15 protein-coding genes, 1 tRNA gene and 3 pseudogenes are annotated in these 18419 nt (G+C 35.9%); 9 read left to right on the top strand and 10 right to left on the bottom strand.

The features are described from left to right. Positions 1 to 126 precede the first annotated feature (126 nt). A complete protein-coding gene (locus F6K22_RS07555; RefSeq protein WP_293095342.1) occupies positions 127 to 378 on the top strand; it encodes a DUF433 domain-containing protein in 252 nt (83 codons plus the stop codon). Between the two features lie 154 nt (positions 379 to 532). On the opposite strand, the gene F6K22_RS07550 is transcribed toward F6K22_RS07555, so the two are convergent. After that, positions 533 to 1018 carry a hypothetical protein gene (locus F6K22_RS07550; protein ID WP_293095340.1) on the bottom strand — a complete coding sequence of 162 codons (486 nt, stop codon included), beginning with the start codon at positions 1016 to 1018 and terminating at the stop codon, positions 533 to 535. Between the two features lie 97 nt (positions 1019 to 1115). On the opposite strand from F6K22_RS07550, the gene F6K22_RS07545 reads away from it, so the two are divergent. Both F6K22_RS07545 and F6K22_RS07540 read left to right on the top strand, forming a co-directional pair. Further along, entirely contained in the window at positions 1116 to 1304 is a 189-nt protein-coding gene (locus F6K22_RS07545) for a hypothetical protein (RefSeq protein ID WP_293095337.1), read from the top strand. Between the two features lie 159 nt (positions 1305 to 1463). Next, the gene (locus tag F6K22_RS07540) at positions 1464 to 2381 is read left to right on the top strand and encodes an alpha/beta fold hydrolase (RefSeq protein ID WP_293095335.1); all 918 of its coding nucleotides are present in this window, start codon (positions 1464 to 1466) and stop codon (positions 2379 to 2381) included. Between the two features lie 135 nt (positions 2382 to 2516). On the opposite strand, the gene F6K22_RS07535 is transcribed toward F6K22_RS07540, so the two are convergent. The 4 genes and pseudogenes from F6K22_RS07535 to F6K22_RS07525 all read right to left on the bottom strand — a co-directional run bounded on the left by F6K22_RS07535 (position 2517) and on the right by F6K22_RS07525 (position 6080). Further along, complete coding sequence (locus F6K22_RS07535) at positions 2517 to 4238, bottom strand: mechanosensitive ion channel family protein (protein ID WP_293095332.1); 1722 nt, start codon at positions 4236 to 4238, stop codon at positions 2517 to 2519. 1050 nt (positions 4239 to 5288) lie between these two features. After that, positions 5289 to 5489: pseudogene (locus F6K22_RS43045) on the bottom strand (pentapeptide repeat-containing protein); the annotation flags it as partial. After that, positions 5414 to 5605 (bottom strand): annotated as a pseudogene (locus F6K22_RS43040) (pentapeptide repeat-containing protein); the annotation flags it as partial. The pseudogenes F6K22_RS43045 and F6K22_RS43040, both read right to left, overlap by 76 nt. Positions 5606 to 5720: 115 nt before the next feature. Further along, positions 5721 to 6080 (bottom strand): pentapeptide repeat-containing protein, encoded by a 360-nt coding sequence (locus tag F6K22_RS07525; RefSeq protein WP_293095326.1) that lies wholly within the window; start codon positions 6078 to 6080, stop codon positions 5721 to 5723. Between the two features lie 999 nt (positions 6081 to 7079). Here F6K22_RS07525 and xseA point away from each other — a divergent pair. Continuing rightward, positions 7080 to 8264 (top strand): exodeoxyribonuclease VII large subunit, encoded by a 1185-nt coding sequence (gene xseA, locus F6K22_RS07520; protein ID WP_293095323.1) that lies wholly within the window; start codon positions 7080 to 7082, stop codon positions 8262 to 8264. Positions 8265 to 8268: 4 nt separating this feature from the next. Beyond that, the gene (xseB, locus tag F6K22_RS07515) at positions 8269 to 8466 is read left to right on the top strand and encodes an exodeoxyribonuclease VII small subunit (protein WP_293095321.1); all 198 of its coding nucleotides are present in this window, start codon (positions 8269 to 8271) and stop codon (positions 8464 to 8466) included. A gap of 662 nt (positions 8467 to 9128) precedes the next feature. Here xseB and F6K22_RS07510 read toward each other — a convergent pair. Then, positions 9129 to 9734: a VOC family protein gene (locus tag F6K22_RS07510; protein WP_293095319.1), complete on the bottom strand. Its 606-nt coding sequence runs from the start codon at positions 9732 to 9734 to the stop codon at positions 9129 to 9131. Positions 9735 to 9983: 249 nt separating this feature from the next. Further along, positions 9984 to 11507 (bottom strand): serine/threonine-protein kinase, encoded by a 1524-nt coding sequence (locus tag F6K22_RS07505; RefSeq protein WP_293095316.1) that lies wholly within the window; start codon positions 11505 to 11507, stop codon positions 9984 to 9986. Positions 11508 to 11604: 97 nt separating this feature from the next. On the opposite strand from F6K22_RS07505, the gene F6K22_RS07500 reads away from it, so the two are divergent. Next, positions 11605 to 11677: transfer RNA gene (locus tag F6K22_RS07500), tRNA-His, on the top strand. An 82-nt stretch (positions 11678 to 11759) separates the two neighbouring features. On the opposite strand, the gene F6K22_RS07495 is transcribed toward F6K22_RS07500, so the two are convergent. Further along, positions 11760 to 12146 carry a hypothetical protein gene (locus tag F6K22_RS07495; RefSeq protein WP_293095313.1) on the bottom strand — a complete coding sequence of 129 codons (387 nt, stop codon included), beginning with the start codon at positions 12144 to 12146 and terminating at the stop codon, positions 11760 to 11762. A 66-nt stretch (positions 12147 to 12212) separates the two neighbouring features. Further along, positions 12213 to 12560 (bottom strand): BRO-N domain-containing protein, encoded by a 348-nt coding sequence (locus F6K22_RS07490; RefSeq protein ID WP_293095311.1) that lies wholly within the window; start codon positions 12558 to 12560, stop codon positions 12213 to 12215. A 213-nt stretch (positions 12561 to 12773) separates the two neighbouring features. Between F6K22_RS07490 and F6K22_RS07485 the strand changes: the two genes are divergently transcribed. Together F6K22_RS07485 and F6K22_RS07480 are read left to right on the top strand one after the other, a co-directional pair. Then, complete coding sequence (locus tag F6K22_RS07485) at positions 12774 to 13004, top strand: hypothetical protein (RefSeq protein WP_293095308.1); 231 nt, start codon at positions 12774 to 12776, stop codon at positions 13002 to 13004. Positions 13005 to 13534: 530 nt separating this feature from the next. Then, a pseudogene (locus F6K22_RS07480) lies at positions 13535 to 14140 on the top strand (Uma2 family endonuclease). A gap of 26 nt (positions 14141 to 14166) precedes the next feature. On the opposite strand, the gene F6K22_RS07475 reads toward F6K22_RS07480, so the two are convergent. Continuing rightward, complete coding sequence (locus F6K22_RS07475) at positions 14167 to 15600, bottom strand: hypothetical protein (RefSeq protein WP_293095305.1); 1434 nt, start codon at positions 15598 to 15600, stop codon at positions 14167 to 14169. A 505-nt stretch (positions 15601 to 16105) separates the two neighbouring features. On the opposite strand from F6K22_RS07475, the gene F6K22_RS07470 reads away from it, so the two are divergent. Beyond that, a complete protein-coding gene (locus F6K22_RS07470; RefSeq protein ID WP_293095302.1) occupies positions 16106 to 18100 on the top strand; it encodes a serine/threonine-protein kinase in 1995 nt (664 codons plus the stop codon). The last annotated feature ends 319 nt before the right edge of the window (positions 18101 to 18419 follow it).

The following is an 18419-nucleotide window of genomic DNA, read 5'->3' as shown; positions in this document are numbered from 1 at the left end:
TATGAAAAGGATGCAGGAATCCGGCGCAGGGCACCATTTTAGTCGTGTCGGTCCACTACAGTAATTTCAGGAAATTATTTCACATCTGGGGACTGTTTTACAAAAGTCAAAGGTTAAAAGAATGTCTTGAATTATTATTTAGATGGATATTCACCAGAAGAAATAGCTGTTAATTTTCCTGGCTTAAGTTTAGATAAAATTTACGCTACTATAACTTATTATTTACATAATTGTCATGAAGTAGATGCCTATTTATCACGTTTAATTGCTTGGCGTGAAGCTTGTTATCAAGAATGGTTAGCTTCTGAACCTTCACCTCTAGTAAAAAGAATTAGAGAAATTAAAGCTCAAATCAAGAAAGAGCAACTACAAAATTAATGAAAATACGTTTACCGATCGATTAAAATTTATTACCTAGATTAAAACAAGCTCTATTACGTTTTAATTAAAATATTGATGTACTACGAGTAGGTGATGATGGAGTACGATAATTCGGAAGCTGGAGGTACTGATAACTGATTTAATCTTCGATTTAATCTTCATCTTCATCCGGCGGTCTAGTAATAATATCAAACAAAATTTTTGCTAAATCATTTTTCTCATCAATTTCTTTAACTTCCTCACTTATGGCTTTAGCTTTTGCCAAATCTCCCATCTTGGCTATAATTAATCCGGAAGCAGCATAAGCTGTAATAAACAGATTAATTTGTTGCTCATTTTTACGACTCGCTAATATACTTTTTACTCCTTGCCAATCTTCTGGTAAATTTTCTCGTTTTTTGACTTCAGCCATTACTTTATGTGCCAATTGAAGCGACATTTTCATATTATTTTTATAGAAAAAATAACGATAAGCACCTATCAAAATATCCAGATTTCCATCAGTCTTAGCTAAAGCTTGATTAATATAATTTTCTGATGTTTCTGTATCCTCCCAATTTTCTACAGCTAACATCAATAAATTTTTGACATCTTCAGGCACATCATACCAGGAAAACTTATTTTCTTGAACTTGCATTTGTTTGAGATAAATAATTATAGATAATAATTACCTTAAACTAGAAAAAATTGAAAATCTGCTAATCTTAATAACATTTTTACTTCTGTAGGTTGGGTTGAGCTGGCGAAACCCAACAATAGTGTGGGAAGAGGGGGAAGTGTGGGAAGAGGGGGAAGTGTGGGAAGTGTGGGAAGTGTGGGAGGTGTGGGGAGAAACTACAACTAGAGGGGTTGAATTAACTGTTTGGGGGTTCGATTTTTCCATACCCCCTATTGACCCACACCTTCCAAACTCACCCCCTTGATGCGTTTCACCACAATGAAACAGCCCTGGATGCTCCCACTGTTCCCTTGACCAAAATAATTACATATAGACCACTATTACAATGCACCACCACCCAAAAATGATTCTATACTTGAAGATGTTTCTACATTAATACCAAATTCTAAAGTCTAAAATTACTATGTTTATTCCTGTAGGTTTTGAGCAAAAATCAATTGTCACTTCCCAAGGTCGCATGGTCTACTACACCAATGACAAAGCACCCTGGAAAACTGAGACCGACAATACTGACGACTTACCTACCCTCGTATTTTTCCACGGTTTCGGTGGGGGTTCATCTGCCTACGAATGGTCAAAAGTTTATCCTGCCTTCGCCTCAGAATACCGCATCCTGGCTCCTGACTTAATTGGGTGGGGGCGATCGGAACATCAAGCATTAGATTACAAAGTAGATGATTACATTACAACAATTACCGAATTTTTAGAACAAACTTGTCAACCTCCCACCAGAGTTATTGCCTCTTCTTTGACTGCTGCAATAATGGTGAGAGTAGCGATCGCTCGTCCGGAATTATTCAAGTCTCTAATATTGACTACTCCCGCAGGTTTATCCGACTTCGGTGAAAATTATACCCGCAGTTTTTTTGCTCAACTGGTAAGTACACCAATACTAGATCGTTTTATTTATAGTGCTGGTGTTGCCACTCCAGGAGGAATTAAAAGTTTCCTAGAAACGAGACAATTTGGTAATCCCAGTTTGATTTTTGATGAAATTGTGGAGGCATATTTAGAGTCAGCAAGTCAACCAAATGCGGAATATGCTGCTTTATCTTTTGTGCGGGGAGATTTGTGTTTTGACTTATCATTATATATGAGTCAATTAACAATTCCGACTGCAATTATTTGGGGCAAAAAATCGGAATTTACAGGACCAGAAATAGGTCAACGTTTAGCAGATTTGAATCGTCAAGCTGTGCAGATTTTTCAAACGTTAGACGATGTGGGTTTAACTCCTCAATTGGAAGTTCCAGCACTAACTATTGGGTTAATTAAAAAGTTCTTGAAACAGTTAGATGAAGTTCCAGTTGGTGTAGTGTAATATCATGTCTGATTAAATAATTGTAATAAACAATCTTTACCCAACCTGGTAGGGACGTTGCATACAACGTCCCTACATTGCGGTTAATTAATGTTACTTAATAATGTTTTTCCCCTGTTCCCTGTTCCCTGTTCCCTATTCCCTATTCCCTGCTATACTATTTTTTTGAGGTTTCAAAGATAATTGGTTAGGCTCTTGAAAACGAATATCTTTCTGGGGAATAGGAATAGAAATTCCTTCTTGAACAAATCTTTCCTTAATCTGATGAAGAGTTTCATTATATACCCTCCAGTAATCTGAAGTTTTAGTCCATCCTCCTACATACAGATCGACGAAGTATTCTTCAAATTTCCATGCAAATGTACTTGGTTTTGGTTGGTCTAATACTAGAGAATGAGATTTAAAAATATCCAAAAGTAATTGCTCAACTTTAGACAAATTCTCATTATAACCAACCCGAATTTGTAAACTAACGCGACGAGTATCTCTAGCACTATGATTAACCACCACACTACTCAAAACAGAGTTATTGGGAATTGTAATAATCTGACCAGTCCAACCTTTTATTTTTGTATGAGCGAGACTGATGGAATCAATATAACCCGATGTTCCACATAATTCTACTTCATCACCTACATTAAACGGACTATAAATCATAATCATTAAACCACTAGCCAAATTTCCAAGATTGGTTTGCAAAGCAAATGCCAAGATGAAGCTAGTACCACCAACTAAGGCGAGAATTGGACCAAGATTTATTTCCAAAGCAGTCAATGCTAATAAGACACCAACACCAACAGTTGCTTGCCAAACAGTTCTGACCAAAAATTGACGCAAAGGATCGGAAACTCCCCCTAAAATTCGCAGACTCCTATTAGTAACAAAGCCTAAAATTGCAGCCACAATTACAGAAGTAATCACAATTGCCGAAAAGATACCAATATTTTTGCCCCAACGTAAACCACCTTCTTCTGATTTGATCCAACCAGCTATTCTTAACCACAAACCTTCAGTATCACTCACATCAATCTCGAGACCACTAACAGATTCAACATATTGACGGAAAGATTCAGCTTTGCCTCCTTTACTCTCAAATTCATCCAAAACAGTATCAAAGCGATCGGCAAGAGCAGTTTGCTCCTGTTGAAGCTCAGTAACACCAACGACTAATTGAGTTTTGACTTCCGATGCGACTTCACTAGAATCTTCGAGTTGCTCCGATAATGCTTTTAACTGTTTTTCTTTCTCTGCTAATTCCTGTTGAGTATTGATATCATCTGTATTACTAACTTCATCTTCGATCGCTTCTGCTACTACTTCTAGGTCTTGGGTAGCTTCCTCAGTTCCTTCACTTTGCTTTTTAGCTTCAACAACTTCCTCAACTGCTTCTTGAGCTTTGGCGAGTTCTTTTTGTGCCGCTTCTAGATTTTTTTGAGCTTCCTCTGCTTCTGGAGAACCAGGAGATGCATTCTTTTTTCTTGCCTCTGCTTCATCAAGAGATTTCTGAGCTTTCTCTATAGCATCAACCGCTTCTTCAGATTTTCGGGTTTCCCTATTCTTGCGTTTGATAGCAATTTCAGCATCACTAATTTCCTGAACTTTTGCTTTTAGCAAATTCTGCCAAGCTTTAGCTTCGACTTCTAATTCCTCCTGAGTCAAAGGTTTGAGTAAAAGCTTCAGCTCATCGACAGGAATTTCTGGTTCTTGAGTAGTAATTGCTGCAATGGTGGCAGAAGTTTCTGTTTCTGATTCTTGGGAACTAACTGGAGATACCCATACTGTTAAAGTACAAGCAACTATCATTAGACAAAATGCTTGCCATTTATGGCTAAAAATTGATTTTTTTATTTTTTTCATTAATCTATCCCACTAATAATATTTGATTTTGTGAATTCAGACTTGGATGAACTAAAACAGGAATAAAAATATAGAGAAAAAATTCAAAACTATATCTCAGATTTTTGGAAACATTTACTTTCTCATCAAGCAGCATTATTAGTATAATTCATAATAATTACCCTCAAACAGGAAAATCCATACTATATTTTTTAAAATTTTCTCTGCCAAAACACAAATATACCTGAATGTGCAGAAGAATACTATTAAACATCTCTGTTGATTTTTTAACTTTTAGGATTAATTTATTGTAAGCTTGATCCACACTAAAGAAGCTGTAGTGAATTGTTTCATCTTAAATGGTGCGTTAGATGGTCCGTGTGGTCCGTGTGGTCCGTGTGGTCCGTGTGGGGAGAAAAAAACACCTAGAAATAAAAATCTATTGCACAGTTTTAGCTGAAACAGTCCAGTAGGGTGCGTTCGTGATAGCGTAACGCACTATTCCATTCTGTAACATTAGATATAATTTAGCTTTCTTCCTATTAGACTTCTTGCAGAAGTCAGGTATGGAGGGAATAGGTATGGAGGGAATAGGGAATTAAATTGTTTATTTCATATCTTGAATTGATTTCATTTTTTATTTTTGGAGATGTCTATTAGTTATTAGATAGATATGAATTTTGATTTTCTAAAAGCTCTAAAAATTCATCTACAACTTGATCGGGTTCTGTATAACATTTTTTCGAGTCAAACCGATAAATTATGACACCATTTCGTTCAAAATCCATTTCTCTTTCTTGTTCTTCTACTCGTCTTTTAGGTTGATGGTAAGGACTATCAACTTCGATAATTTCCCACTTAAATCCTTTGGTAGTTTTGTAGCAAATTAGGAAATCTGGTTCTTTATTTTTACGCCCTTCTTTTGTGGTGAGACGGGCGGCGCTATTGGGAAAAAAAAGTAAGTCTCTTTTGTCGAGTTCTTCTGCTATTTTAACTTCTGATTGGGAGCGCAAATTGAGATTTTCCCATGTAATAATCTTGGTTTTTTTTAGAAATTCAAATCTTCTGACGTTATTTAATGGTGGGAGAATAGTTCCTGCTAATTTGGCATCTGCTAAGTCGGCATTTGTTAAGTTTGCATTTGTTAAATTGGCATCTGCTAAGTCGGCATTTGTTAAGTTTGCATTTGTTAAATTGGCATCTGCTAAGTCGGCATTTGTTAAGTTTGCATTTGTTAAATTGGCATCTGCTAAGTCGGCATTTGTTAAGTTGGCATTTGTTAAATTGGCATCTGCTAAGTCGGCATTTGTTAAGTCTGCTTCTATGAGGTCTGAACCAGCTAAATTTGATAGAACTAAATGAGCATTTTGGAGTATAGATTTTTTCATTAATGGATAATTGATAATTACAAGAAGGTTTTAACCGAGAGGATTGAATATAAGGAATATTTTCTTTGTTTTCCCCTATCCAAGGGGAGGCTTCAAGGCGCGAATCATTTAATTATTAATTATTAATTATTAATTTTTCGGTAAAATTTGCAGATAAGAAATAAGTGTATGCCAAGGAAGAATTACTAAAATCAGAATTACTGAAGTTCGTTTTAATTAAGTGAGCAGCTATAATGCTAGTAGATATTAACTTAGCATTACTTAAGTTCGTGTTAATTAAGTTAGCCAAATCAAATTTAGCATTACTTAAACCACAATCACTTAAATTAGAGTCGATTAAGCTAGCAGACTGAAAGTTAGTATTACTCAAATCTTTACCACTTAAGTCAACTTGAATCAATATTATTTTCTGAAAATCTCTCTCCCCACTCTCGTAACACCTTAAAAGTTCTTCAGCATCCAGATCAAATCTCACATTATTAATAACTACTCTATTATAATTCCAAAAGCAAAACTAATAATAATTTCATTCTCAGAGCGATCGCTCATACAAAACTATAACGTTTGATGGCTTCGTTGTATGAAAGTAGCGATATAGTTCCCGCACTTGCTCCGCAGATGTACTTCATAATGTGCAGAAACTACTGTAACTATTGTCCAATAGATGAATAAAAAATCAATCTATAGAAAGAGAGCGTTATAGCTAAAGCGTCATTTATGACTCCTAATATTTCCAATTAATTCATAGTATAATCATGACTTATAAAAAACACTATATATGGAGTCTTAGTCTGTTAATATAGCGGCTAAACACTCTACCAATAGCGTTTATGCGTAAGTCCTAATAATCTTAGAGCAGTTTTCATTTTGGTAGACCATAGTAGGGACGTTGCATGCAACGTCCCTACTGGGTTATCATTTTTTTGATGTGGTTTATTGACCTAAAAACTGCTGTAGTAAAACTTGTGAATAGCAAAAAATTTTGAGCATACAATTTTTCTGTTCTTACCTAAACAGTGATGTTGAATTAACAATTGAAAGAGAACTGCATATTACCGACAAACATCCAGATTTAGGTAGAGGATATCAATAGATCCCGATCGCCGATCGCTGATAACTAATAACTGATAACTGAAATGACCTCACTGCCAAAATTACTCAAAGAAAAATTATCGGAACTCCAAATAAAATTTTGAATATGACTAGAAAATTATGCTTCAAGTTTTCCCTTTAAAGGGGATAAAAAAAGAAAATTAATAGGCTTCTTTTCGTTGGGTTGATGTAGGAAACCCAACCTACACTTATTAGGCTTATTTTACCATTCTATTCTCACGGTGCGTGACGGCCAGAGGAATATAAATCCTCAAAGATACAATTAAGAATGCCGTCACACACCCTACTTAATTTTTTGACTTTTAGCTTCCATCTATTGTAAACTTTACCCACGATAATCAACCAAAACAAACCATCATCAATGACCGCAAATATTCCCGAACAATTCATAGAAAAATCTCCCCTCTCAGTAGCAGGAATTACCTTTTATATCAAAGACATTTTAGAAGAAGACTACCAACTTCAAGAAATATCAGTTATCGGAGAAGTCTCTAGCGCCAAACTAAATTCAGGAAACTTATATTTCACACTTTCTGAACCAGATAATTCTGCCTCTCTTCCCTGTGCTATTTGGAGAAATACTCTCAAAAATATTCACCATCAACCAGAAAAAGGAGAACAAATAGTTGTCACAGGTAGAATTAGTGTCTATCCTCCTAGAGGGGACTATAAATTAATAGTTAATACTGTCTCTCTTGCTGGAGATGGAATACAAAATACCCGCTATTTACAACTACGTTCCCGTCTAGAAGCAGAAGGTTTATTTGAGCCAGAAAATAAACAGAGTCTCCCCAAATTTCCTAAAATAATTGCTGTAGTTACCTCAGATACTGCTGCTGCCTGGGGAGATATTCAACGGACAATTAAACAATGCTTTCCTCTGGTAAAAATATTATTATCCCCAACATTAGTACAGGGAGAATTTGCTCCTCCTGCCATAGTTGAAGCAATAAAAAAAGTAGAATTAGACGGACGCGCGGAAGTAATAATTTTAGCTAGAGGTGGTGGAGCAGTAGAAGATTTATCCTGTTTTAATGATGAAAGAGTTGTTAGAGTAATTGCCGATTGTGAAATTCCAATTATTACGGGTATTGGTCATCAAAGAGATGAGACTTTTGCAGATTTAGTGGCAGATTATTCTGCTCATACTCCCACCGCAGCAGCAGAAAAAGTTGTGCCAGACCAAAATCAACTTTATGCCGAACATCGTCAAAAAGTTGAAAGAATTATTGATGCTTTGAGAATTAGATTTAATGAAGAAAAGGCAAATTTAAAGTCTCTGAAAAATCGTCTGAAAAATATTCCTCAAACTTCTCGAACTTTAGACAAAGCAAATTTTAAATGTCAGATGTTAAGGCAAAAGTTAGCAGCACTTGACCCTAAAGCAGTTTTATCTAGAGGTTATGCAGTGGTGCAACAAACTGATGGTAAGTTGGTAAATTCAACGTCGGATTTAACGACAGACCAAGAATTGATAATTCAGTTAAATAGTGGTAAGGTAAAAGTTAAAATTATGGATATTTTTGAATCTGAAAATCTGGAGTAAAAAAATGGAATTTGATTATGAGGGAACTGTCATTAATATTGAAGAGATTATTGCTGAAATTGAATCAGGAGAATTAACATTAGAGGAAGTATTTGAAAAATTTTCTCTTGCTGTGACAGATTTGCAAAAATGTGAAGCTTTTCTCTCTCAAGGTCAACAACAAATGAATTTATTAATTGAAACTTTAGAGGATGACTTTTAGGAGATATGGCACACAGGAATTTGGTCACGGATATCACACCAGGATTTTGCCACGGATGTACGGATTAATATGGATAAATCTTTCATGAATTTATTAATTGAAACTTTAGAGGATGACTTTTAGGAGGAATGGTACACAATGATTTTGCCACGGATATACGGATTAATATGGAGATTAAACAGTTTAATACTAATCTCTATTCCCTATTCCCTACTCCCTACTCCCTACTCCCTACTCCCTAAAATTGAAACTTTAGAGGATGACTTTTAGGAGGAATGGTACACAATGATTTTGCCACGGATATACGGATTAATATGGAGATTAAACAGTTTAATACTAATCTCTATTCCCTATTCCCTACTCCCTACTCCCTAAAATTGAAACTTTAGAGGATGACTTTTAGGAGGAATGGTACACAATGATTTTGCCACGGATATACGGATTAATATGGATTAATATGCAGATTAATATGGATAAACATCTGAAGCTTTTCTCTTTCAAGGTCAACAAGAAATTAATTTATTAATTTAAAATTTAGAGGATAGTGAGGTACAGTTTAATACTAATCTCTATTCCCTATTCCCTACTCCCTACTCCCTATTCCCTATTCCCTATTCCCTATTCCCTACTCCCTACTCCCTACTCCCTAAAACTAATAATTATCAAAATGAAAATTTACCGTTAATTAGTAATTTTTCCTCATCCCCTCTCTGAATTTCAAAATTTCCAAAAGACTCTTCTTTTAATATTGGAGAAATTAATACTACATCAGTAAATTGATTTAAAGAGATATCTCTTTTACAAGACAACCCCCTGTTTATCGGATAAAATTCCTCTTTTGTACTGTTACTTACTTCCAGGAAAAATATCGCTGGCATTTCTGGATTTGTGAAATAGCAACCGTGCATATAGATAATGAAACTTTTACCATATAAATTGTATTTAGGTTGATATAATTCAAAATCATTTTTCTCTATCTCTGAAAGTTTACCTCTAAAAGCTATTCCATAAGGAGAACCAGATTTATTTCTGAAATTATCCACCCTTTGATGAAATTTAACAAAGTTATTCTGGGATTCTTCTCTACTTCTAAGATATATTAGTTCTAAATAATTTTTCTCAAAAAAAATAAACCTTGAACTGGTTCCTTGTTCAGTATGCTCCCTAATTTCAGAAGGAGAAAAACCTAGTGATGATATTTGATTTATCGCATCCGCATCATCTTCAACTATTCTAAAAATATGGTCTACTTCCAGATTTTTATACATATTTTAAATCCACTTTAAAATTTTGGTAGTAGTATAAGCGATCGCTAAGAAAAAATCAATTCCTCAAATATCGGTTTTTTGACTTTTATGGTCGATAGCTAAACCTTTCCATCAAAATATTTACAGCGTTTTTCAGATTTATAAACCACATCGTTACAATCAAAACTTTGTAGGGACGTTCCATGGAACGTCCCTACTGCGATCTACCCATAAAAAAACTGCTGTAACCTAAAACCTAACAACTACTACCTACAACAAACACTTATCCAACTTTTTCGCCATTGTCTCAGCATGACTCCACCACTTTTTACCTCCTGACCAAATTCTTGAAGGTAAATGACCAACTGGTGCCCAATTTCTAAACTTAAATCCTTGATGACGAAAGTGCATATTATAAGTCAACCAACCAACCTGACTACAAAATTCTCCATAATCTTCATCCACACTTTCATAAATCTGTTTTTGCACGCTAAACCCAAACTTCCCCTGACTATACTTCACCCAAAGGCGATCGATAGTCAGTAAGTCTTCACAAGGCAAATTATCAATATCATCCCGAAAAAAATAACTTTTTCTCCTCTTTCCTAAAGCATCACATAAAACTGCCCAGGTTTCCATATCTGCTTCCTGCCACTTTTGCACTGCCAACAAATACTGCAATTTCCCATAGTCTACCCCTACTGCTGAAATTAACTGATTTTCATCCAGTGTCATAATTTGCGGAATAAACCTCCCCATCAAACTCTGCACCGATGGCAACAGAGGTAACTTTTGATTCACCAATGCCAAAGACTCAACATTTTTCACAGGTTGACTGACAATACTAGAGCGAGACTCCAACGCCTCCAAAACTTGTTCCGCTGTCTGATAGCGTTGACTCACAGAGTTTTGCAACAACTTATCTAATATATTGCCGAGACGTTGACTCACACTACCCCCACTCGGCAAAAAATCTCGCCATCTCCAACAGTCATTGATAACATCGAACATATCCCACGGCGCAACATCTGTCAGTAAATGAATGCAAGTTACACCCAAACTAAATAAGTCACTTGCTGGCAATACTTTCCCTCTGGTTTGCTCCGGTGCCATATATTCCGGACTACCAATAATGGTGCCAGTTCTAATTAAAGCAGTACCTGTCAGCAACTTCGCCACGCCAAAATCAATTAATACAATTTCCCCCACTTTTCCTAATTTTTCCAGTTTATTTTCTCCTGGTAGATGGGGTGGTTTTTGATAATTAATAGGTGGGGAAGTACGACGAATAATATTTTCTGGTTTAATATCCCGGTGAATAATTTGATGTTGATGAATAAACTGTAATACTGGCAGTAACTCTCGCAAAAGTTGCCATATTTGTTCTTCGTTGAAGAGACCTTGTTGTAATTCTTGCTTTAATGTCAGACCTTGAATATATTCCTGCACTAAATATAAATTTTGATTGTATTGGAAATGAGCTAAAAGTAGAGGAATTTGTGGATGTTGCCCCAACTGTGATAAACGCATTACCTCCCGCCGAAATAGTCTAGCTGTTGTCTGATAGCTTTCGGGGTCGAGGGTGGGAAATGATATTTGCTTAAGAATACATGGGAGCTTTAGAGGATGTTGTTCGTCTACGGCCAAAAATGTTTTGCCAAAACCTCCCTGACCAACTTTTTTCAGAATACGATAGCGCCCCTGGAGAATTAGGGGAGAGTGGCAACTCTGGCAATAGCTTGCTGTATCTGGGTTTTCTGGTTTGGGGCATTGAGGATTAATGCAATAACTCATTGAGTGGTAGGTTTTAGATTTTATATTTTGAGCGAGGGGGGTTTACAAATATAATTTGGTAGTGCTATATTAGGAAACTGTAAGAAAAATATTCATGGCGAGCGTGGCCAAGTGGTTAAGGCAGTGGTTTGTGGTTCCACCATTCGTGGGTTCGAGTCCCATCGTTCGCCCTTTTTAGTATTATAAAGCCTTAAAGGCAAGGACAGACTTCTGACAGGGTATAGACATCTACACCCTAAAATTTATTTATTTTTACTCTTCCTGATTCTCGGACTCAGGTAATTGTTGACTTAACTCCTGGACAGTTTGTTGAATCAGACTCAGCTTCTCATCTATGGAAGCTAAAGTTTCCTTGGGGTCGTTATCAGTAGGTTCTTTTTCAACATACTGCACTGCTTCTTTTACCCAGTTGCTGATACCTATGGGAGCAAATGTTTTGAAAGTATCTTTTGCTCTGTCGTTGGATTCAGGAGCGTCAAAAGCATAATATTCAATGATTTTGGCTATTGTTGAATCTGAAATCTTTTTCCATCCATTCTCCCATTGTTCTATAAGTTTGAATGTTTTTTGTGTTGGTATTGTTGTTCCATGAAAAATTCGATAGACACCAGATTTTGGATTTTTTAGAGCTTTTATCATCACATTTTTCCTGATACCACTCAATCTAACCGTCGCGTTGAAACTGAGATAGCTCTCGTTGTAGACTTAATTAAAGATAATTTCTTTCTGCACTGCTAGTACATGAATTAATTCTTGAGAACGAAAACTTTTGATTTGAGCTGTCTTTCTAATAGCAGGTAGAAGCTCTCTTAACATCCACCGCTTAAATTCCTTCTCTCCTACAGAGTTCATTATTAATTCGTATACCCCAAATTCGGAAGTAACAATAATTTCTTGTTCGTCGTTTAATTTATGGGTAATTTTATCCTCATCGCTCAACCTACCATCAGGTATTTTCAAAATATCACAAATATCTTCTACAACAAAATAAGGTTCATCGTCGTCTCCAAAAATAACACGCACTTTGTTTGAGTTGAAATTGTAAGTAAGCATGGGTTTTATTTATCAAATAGTCGATGGATCGGAAAAATTCCCTTAGCCATCAACTATTTTTTCATAAAAACGATAAAATATTTTAAGAGTAAGGAAAAAGAGGTATAGCGGTTTTCATAAAGGTAGACTACAAAAATTCTTCCTTCTTCCTTCTTCCTTCTTCCTTTCAACTCAAATCTCTGTACTCTATATTAATGAAAATTGCTATATAAGATGAGAATTATACAAACAAAAGGAAAAGTGAAAAATGGAGAAATAAAAATTACTGTTTCTCCAGAGTTTAGTAATGGTGAAATTGACATTATTCTTGTTGCCAAAAACGAGCCAGATGAATTTGAGATTATGCGGGAAATAGCAAAAGCAAAAGGATATGATTCTCAGGAAAAAATACTCGATCTAATTAAGAAGGTTAAGTTAGAAATGCTTCAGGAAAAAGATAGATAATATCTAAAATCAAACGTTTATGTCTTGATACAAATGTTTATATAATCGGCATTCAAGAAGTTAATTCAAATGAGGCAAAAATTCTTGAGTCTATAGGTTATTATGGTAAACAATATACAACAATTGAAGCTGAAATTATTTTGTCTCCTGAGTTAATTGACCAAATCCGGCGAGTGGGTAAATATTTATGGGATAAAGACAAAGCAGGTTTAGTTCTTGGTCTTATTTGGTCAAATCTAAACATCTTTTATGTTACCCCTGATGCAGAGTGCCGTAATCTTGCAAAAGTGAAATAACAGGAAATATCCCGACAGAAGATATAGAAGTTTTTCTTACAGCTAAGTTTGGGTCAACAGATTGTTTTGTCTCTTCTAATAGAGAACTAATTAAAGCGATCGCTAATTTTGAGTGCTTAACTCCAGATATTTCAAAAAATATCTCAAATAGTCGTAATCAGAATAGTTTGGGTTTCGTTCCTCAACCCAACCTACATTTAACTCATAACTCTTAACTAATAACTGATAACTGAAATTACTTACACATCATCGAAACAACTTAGTTTTGAAGAATTTATTACCCAATATGGGGATAATACAAGCTATGAACTCATTGACGGATAACTAAGAGATATGCAGCCTACTGGTCCTCACAAAGCTGTTGCTGGGAGTATTGCTGGTAGAATTTATGTTGAAATTTTTCGGAATAATTTCAACTGGTTGATTCCCAAAAATTGTTTAGTTCAACCCCTATTTGCTGAAGCAACTGTTCTACGTCCTGATGTAATTGTTTTAGACAAATCAGAACTAATTAAAGAACTTCTTTGGCAAAAAGAACCAGTAATTTGTAACGGTAGTACCATTAAACTTGTTGCAGAAGTTGTTAGTACAAATTGGCAAGATGATTATGCTATAAAAGTAGAATAATATGCTTTTTTAAATATTTCAGAATATTGGATTGTGGATTTTATGGGCTTGGGTGGTTTGCAATTTATTGGTAATCCTAAACAACCTACTTTTACAATTTGCCAGTTAATTAATGGTGTGTATCAGCAAAAACAATATCGTTTGGGAGAGCCTATTTATTCTTATATATTTCCTGATTTACAACTGCAATTAGAGGATATTATGCAAATTTAAAATGCTGTTTTTTTTATACAACAAAACTACTCTTCCTGTTCTTGAGTATCTAGAGCCACCTGTTTTACTTTTGCCATTTCATCTATCATTTGTTCTGGTGTCAATTTCCGAGAATTTTGAATATAATTTAACTTCATTTCTTCTAATAAATCAGATAGTAAAGATTGAATTTCACGCAATGTTTCCTCATTCTGAAGTTCTTTACGCAAAGAATCTTGAAATTGTTTAGCTAAACTGTCAAAAAGTTCCCTACCTTCTAGATCGGAATAAGAAGCAGAAATTACGTCATAGGTAGCATCAGTAATAAAGATTGATAATTGTTTAATCGCACTATCTGGCAAGTTTCCTAAAGTAGGAATTTGACCTACAATTTCATAAAAATCATTTTGTTTAATAGCACTTTCTAAAGAGTGATGTAATAAAGATTCTATTTGTGGTTGAATCCTTGGTAAAACTCTATAAACTGTTAAATCTAAGAGGCGGTTACTAATAACTTCAACTCCATCGACATCACTAACTTTGATTCCTGGTTGAGGGGATAATAGGGCTTTTGCCATATCTCCCTTCTGAATCGACTCTTGAGTTTGATTGATTAATCTTAAAGTCACAAATTCAGCTACACGGTCAGCCAAATAAGCAGCAGGTTCGTGAGTAATTTGAGCTAAAATTCCTTCCAAATTAATAATTTTTGCCTTATGCAAACGAATAGTAACAGGCAAAATTCTCAGCCATCGCCAAACAGGAAGTAACAGGAAAATATCGTACCAACGGCGTAACATTCCATCTCCCCAACTCAGAGATGGATTTTTGCGAGAAATGATTAAACTACGCAGCAGAAAATCTCCAGCAAAAAAGACAATAAAAAATAAATCTATCCGCCAAAAATCATCGACAAACTGACCCGTAACATCAGTATTGCGAAAATAGTTAGTACGAATTAACGGACTAATTTTACTCTCAAAAAAATCAATTTCTTCAATCACATTTTCTGACATTAAATAATCTATACTCCAGAAAATTAGAAAAGCTTCTCTTGTAGATTCAACTCCTACTCGCTCCCGCATTCGTCGTTGAATTTTGGCAAAAGTGGCAAACTTATTACCTACCATAAATGGGTTTTCTTCTATTAAAGCCACACTCTGACTGCGTAAAGAAGCTAATCTGTCTTTCGTAGTCTGGTCTATAAGTCCTTTTTCTGGTAGTTGTGCCACAAGTTGCTTGACAGTGACAAGATAATTTTCTGTCTGGGTATTAGCTTCGATACCTTTTATCGGGTCATAAACCCTAACAACGGCAGGCAAATACTTTAAATAAATGTCCCGTAACGGCACATAACTAATATTAAATAGTCCTAAAATGAGGTTCAAAAGCGTCAACAAAGCGATCGCTTTTGCCCACAATGGGACTTGATTGGAGGTTTGAGAAACCTGGTTACTCTGAGTTAAGTTAGCAGTTGACATAATTATACTAAATCCGGTTTACAAGAGAGATTTATAGTGAAGGTAAGGCAGAAGGCAGAAGGATTAGAAGGATTTGGAAAAACTAGCTTTTTATAACCGGATTTGGTATTATAAGCTCCTATGCAAAATTAATTACATATTCTAGTTTCTCTGTTCCCTGTTCCCTCTCTCAACTAGGAAATCTATTTTGCACGACTACTTATAGACTTCTCCAATAATAAAAAATCCAATTAATTATCGCACTAAATATATTAATTATTTCCCCTTATTCCCTACTCCCTATTTTATAGATTTATAGTCTAATTAAGACTAATAGACTTCTCCAATAGTAAAAAATCCAATCAATTATTGCACTAAATATATTAATTATTCCCCCCTGCTCCCTACTCCCTACTCCCTGCTCCCTGCTCCCTACTCCCTACTCCCTACTCCCTACTCCCTACTCCCTACTCCCTACTCCCTACTCCCTAAATTAGTATAGAGATAGTAGCCTAATCTTGTTAATATGAGTTATTGCCTCAATCCTCAATGCCAAAATCCCCAAAATTCTGAAGGGACATTATATTGCCTCGCCTGTGGGTCAAAGTTGCTGCTCAGAGAAAGATATCGCCCCATTAAACCTATCGGTAGGGGTGGTTTTGGTAGAACCTTTTTTGCCGTAGATGAAGATAAACCTTCTCATCCCCCTTGTGTAATTAAACAATTTTTACCTCAAAATACTGGAGACCCAAAAAAAGCTGCCGAATTATTTCAACAGGAAGCTGTTAGATTAGATGAACTTGGTCAACATCCACAAATTCCCGAATTATTAGCTCACTTTGAACAGGATAATAATCAATATTTAGTACAAGAATTTATCGACGGTTCTAATTTAGCTGAAGAGTCAATAAAAAAGGGTCCGTTTGATAGTAATCAAATTAAACAAATATTGAATGAATTATTACCAGTTTTACAATTTATTCACGAACATAAAGTAATTCATCGGGATATAAAACCAGAAAATATTATTCGTCGTAGTTCTATTCCACAAACTACTGGATGGATGACTAATACTAATAGATTAGTCTTAGTTGATTTTGGTGCAGCTAAAGTTATTACTGGAACTTCTTTAATGCAACCAGGAACAATTATTGGTAGTCCGGAATATGTCGCTCCAGAACAAGTAAGAGGTCATGCTATTTTTGCCAGCGATATCTATAGTTTGGGAGTAACTTGTATTTATTTGTTGACTCAAGTCTCTCCTTTCGATCTATTTGATGTGATGAAAGATAAATGGGTATGGCGAGATTATTTGAGTCAATCTATTAATAGTATGTTAGGGAGAATTATTGATAGAATGTTGGCAACTAATCCTAAAATGCGTTACCAGTCTGCTGCGGAAGTAATGAAAGAATTAAACCCAGACGTGAAACTCCCTACTCTCCCCAATATTTCTCCACCCACACCATCCCCAACCAGAAGACCAACAACTTCTCCAACTCCTACTAGACCACCTATACCCACATACCAACCTCCCAAACCGCAAACAAAACAACCTACAAATTCTATTACTGCACCGCCTCATGTTGTGCAACCTACAGTTATTCCGCAACCACAACAGTCAACTTGGAAATGTGTCTTGACTTTGACCGGACATTTTGACTCGGTAAATTCAGTAGCATTTAGTCCGAATGGGGAAACGTTGGCAAGTGGTAGTCGGGATAAAACTATTGAAATTTGGGATATGAATAAAGGTAGACGTTGGTTTACTCTGACTGGTCATGGCGACTCTGTGCAAACAGTGGCATTTAGTCAAGATGGGGAAATGTTGGCGAGTGGCAGTCGGGATAAAACTATTGAAATTTGGGATATGAAAAAAGGCAGACGTTGGTTTACTCTTATTGGTCATTCTGACTGGGTAGATACGGTGGCGTTTAGTCCGGATAATCAAATGTTGGCAAGTGGGGGTAGGGATAAGGCGATTGAAATTTGGAATTTGCAGAAGGCAAAGCGCTGGTTTACTTTAATAGGACATGAAGACCGGGTTTATACTGTTGCTTTTAATCAAGATAGTGGAATTTTGGCAAGTGGTAGTCGCGACCAAACTATTAAAATATGGGATTTGCAAAAGGCGAAAGAGTTATTCTCAGTTAAGGGTCATTCAGACTGGGTGCGATCGCTCACTTTTAGTCCGGATGGTGGGATATTAGCGAGTGGTAGTCGAGATGGCACGATTAAGTTATGGCAGGTTTATGGAGGGGAACTTATTTCGACACCCATACAAAATTTGAAGTATGGTATGAGTGATGTTTTGTCGGTAACATTTAGTCCGAATGGAAAAATAGTTGCCAGTGGATATCGCAATGGCACTATTAATTTATGGGATGCTATTACTGGGGAATTATTGGAAACTCTTAATGGTCATTCGAGCGATGTATTTTCGGTGGTGTTTAGTCAGGATGGTAGAAGTTTAGCGAGTGGGAGTAACGATAAAACAATTAAAATTTGGCAAGTTCCGTGAAAACAGTTATCAGTTATCAGTTATAGCGCTACGCGCTAGGGAATAGGGAATAGGGAATAGGGAATAGGGAATAGGGAATAGTAAACTGTCAAAGGGTTTTCCTACGGAATGCTGCGCAAACAGGATTTAGAAATGTCCTAACCTTAATAAGTAGCGCTATATCAGTTATCAGCTCTGCAAAATTGTGGGTAAAACCTAACCCCCCAACCCCCTTCCCTACAAGGGAAGGGGGAGAAACTCCCCTCTCCTTGCAGGAGAGGGGTTGGGGGAGAGGTCTTAATTTATGAAACTTACCCACACTCATAAACATAGACACGCT

The sequence above is a fragment of the Okeania sp. SIO2F4 genome, assembly GCF_010672385.1.
Taxonomy (GTDB): Bacteria; Cyanobacteriota; Cyanobacteriia; order Cyanobacteriales; family Microcoleaceae; genus Trichodesmium.
Note: the sequence above shows the minus strand (reverse complement) of the source record. Positions and strands in the feature narration are given on the sequence as shown.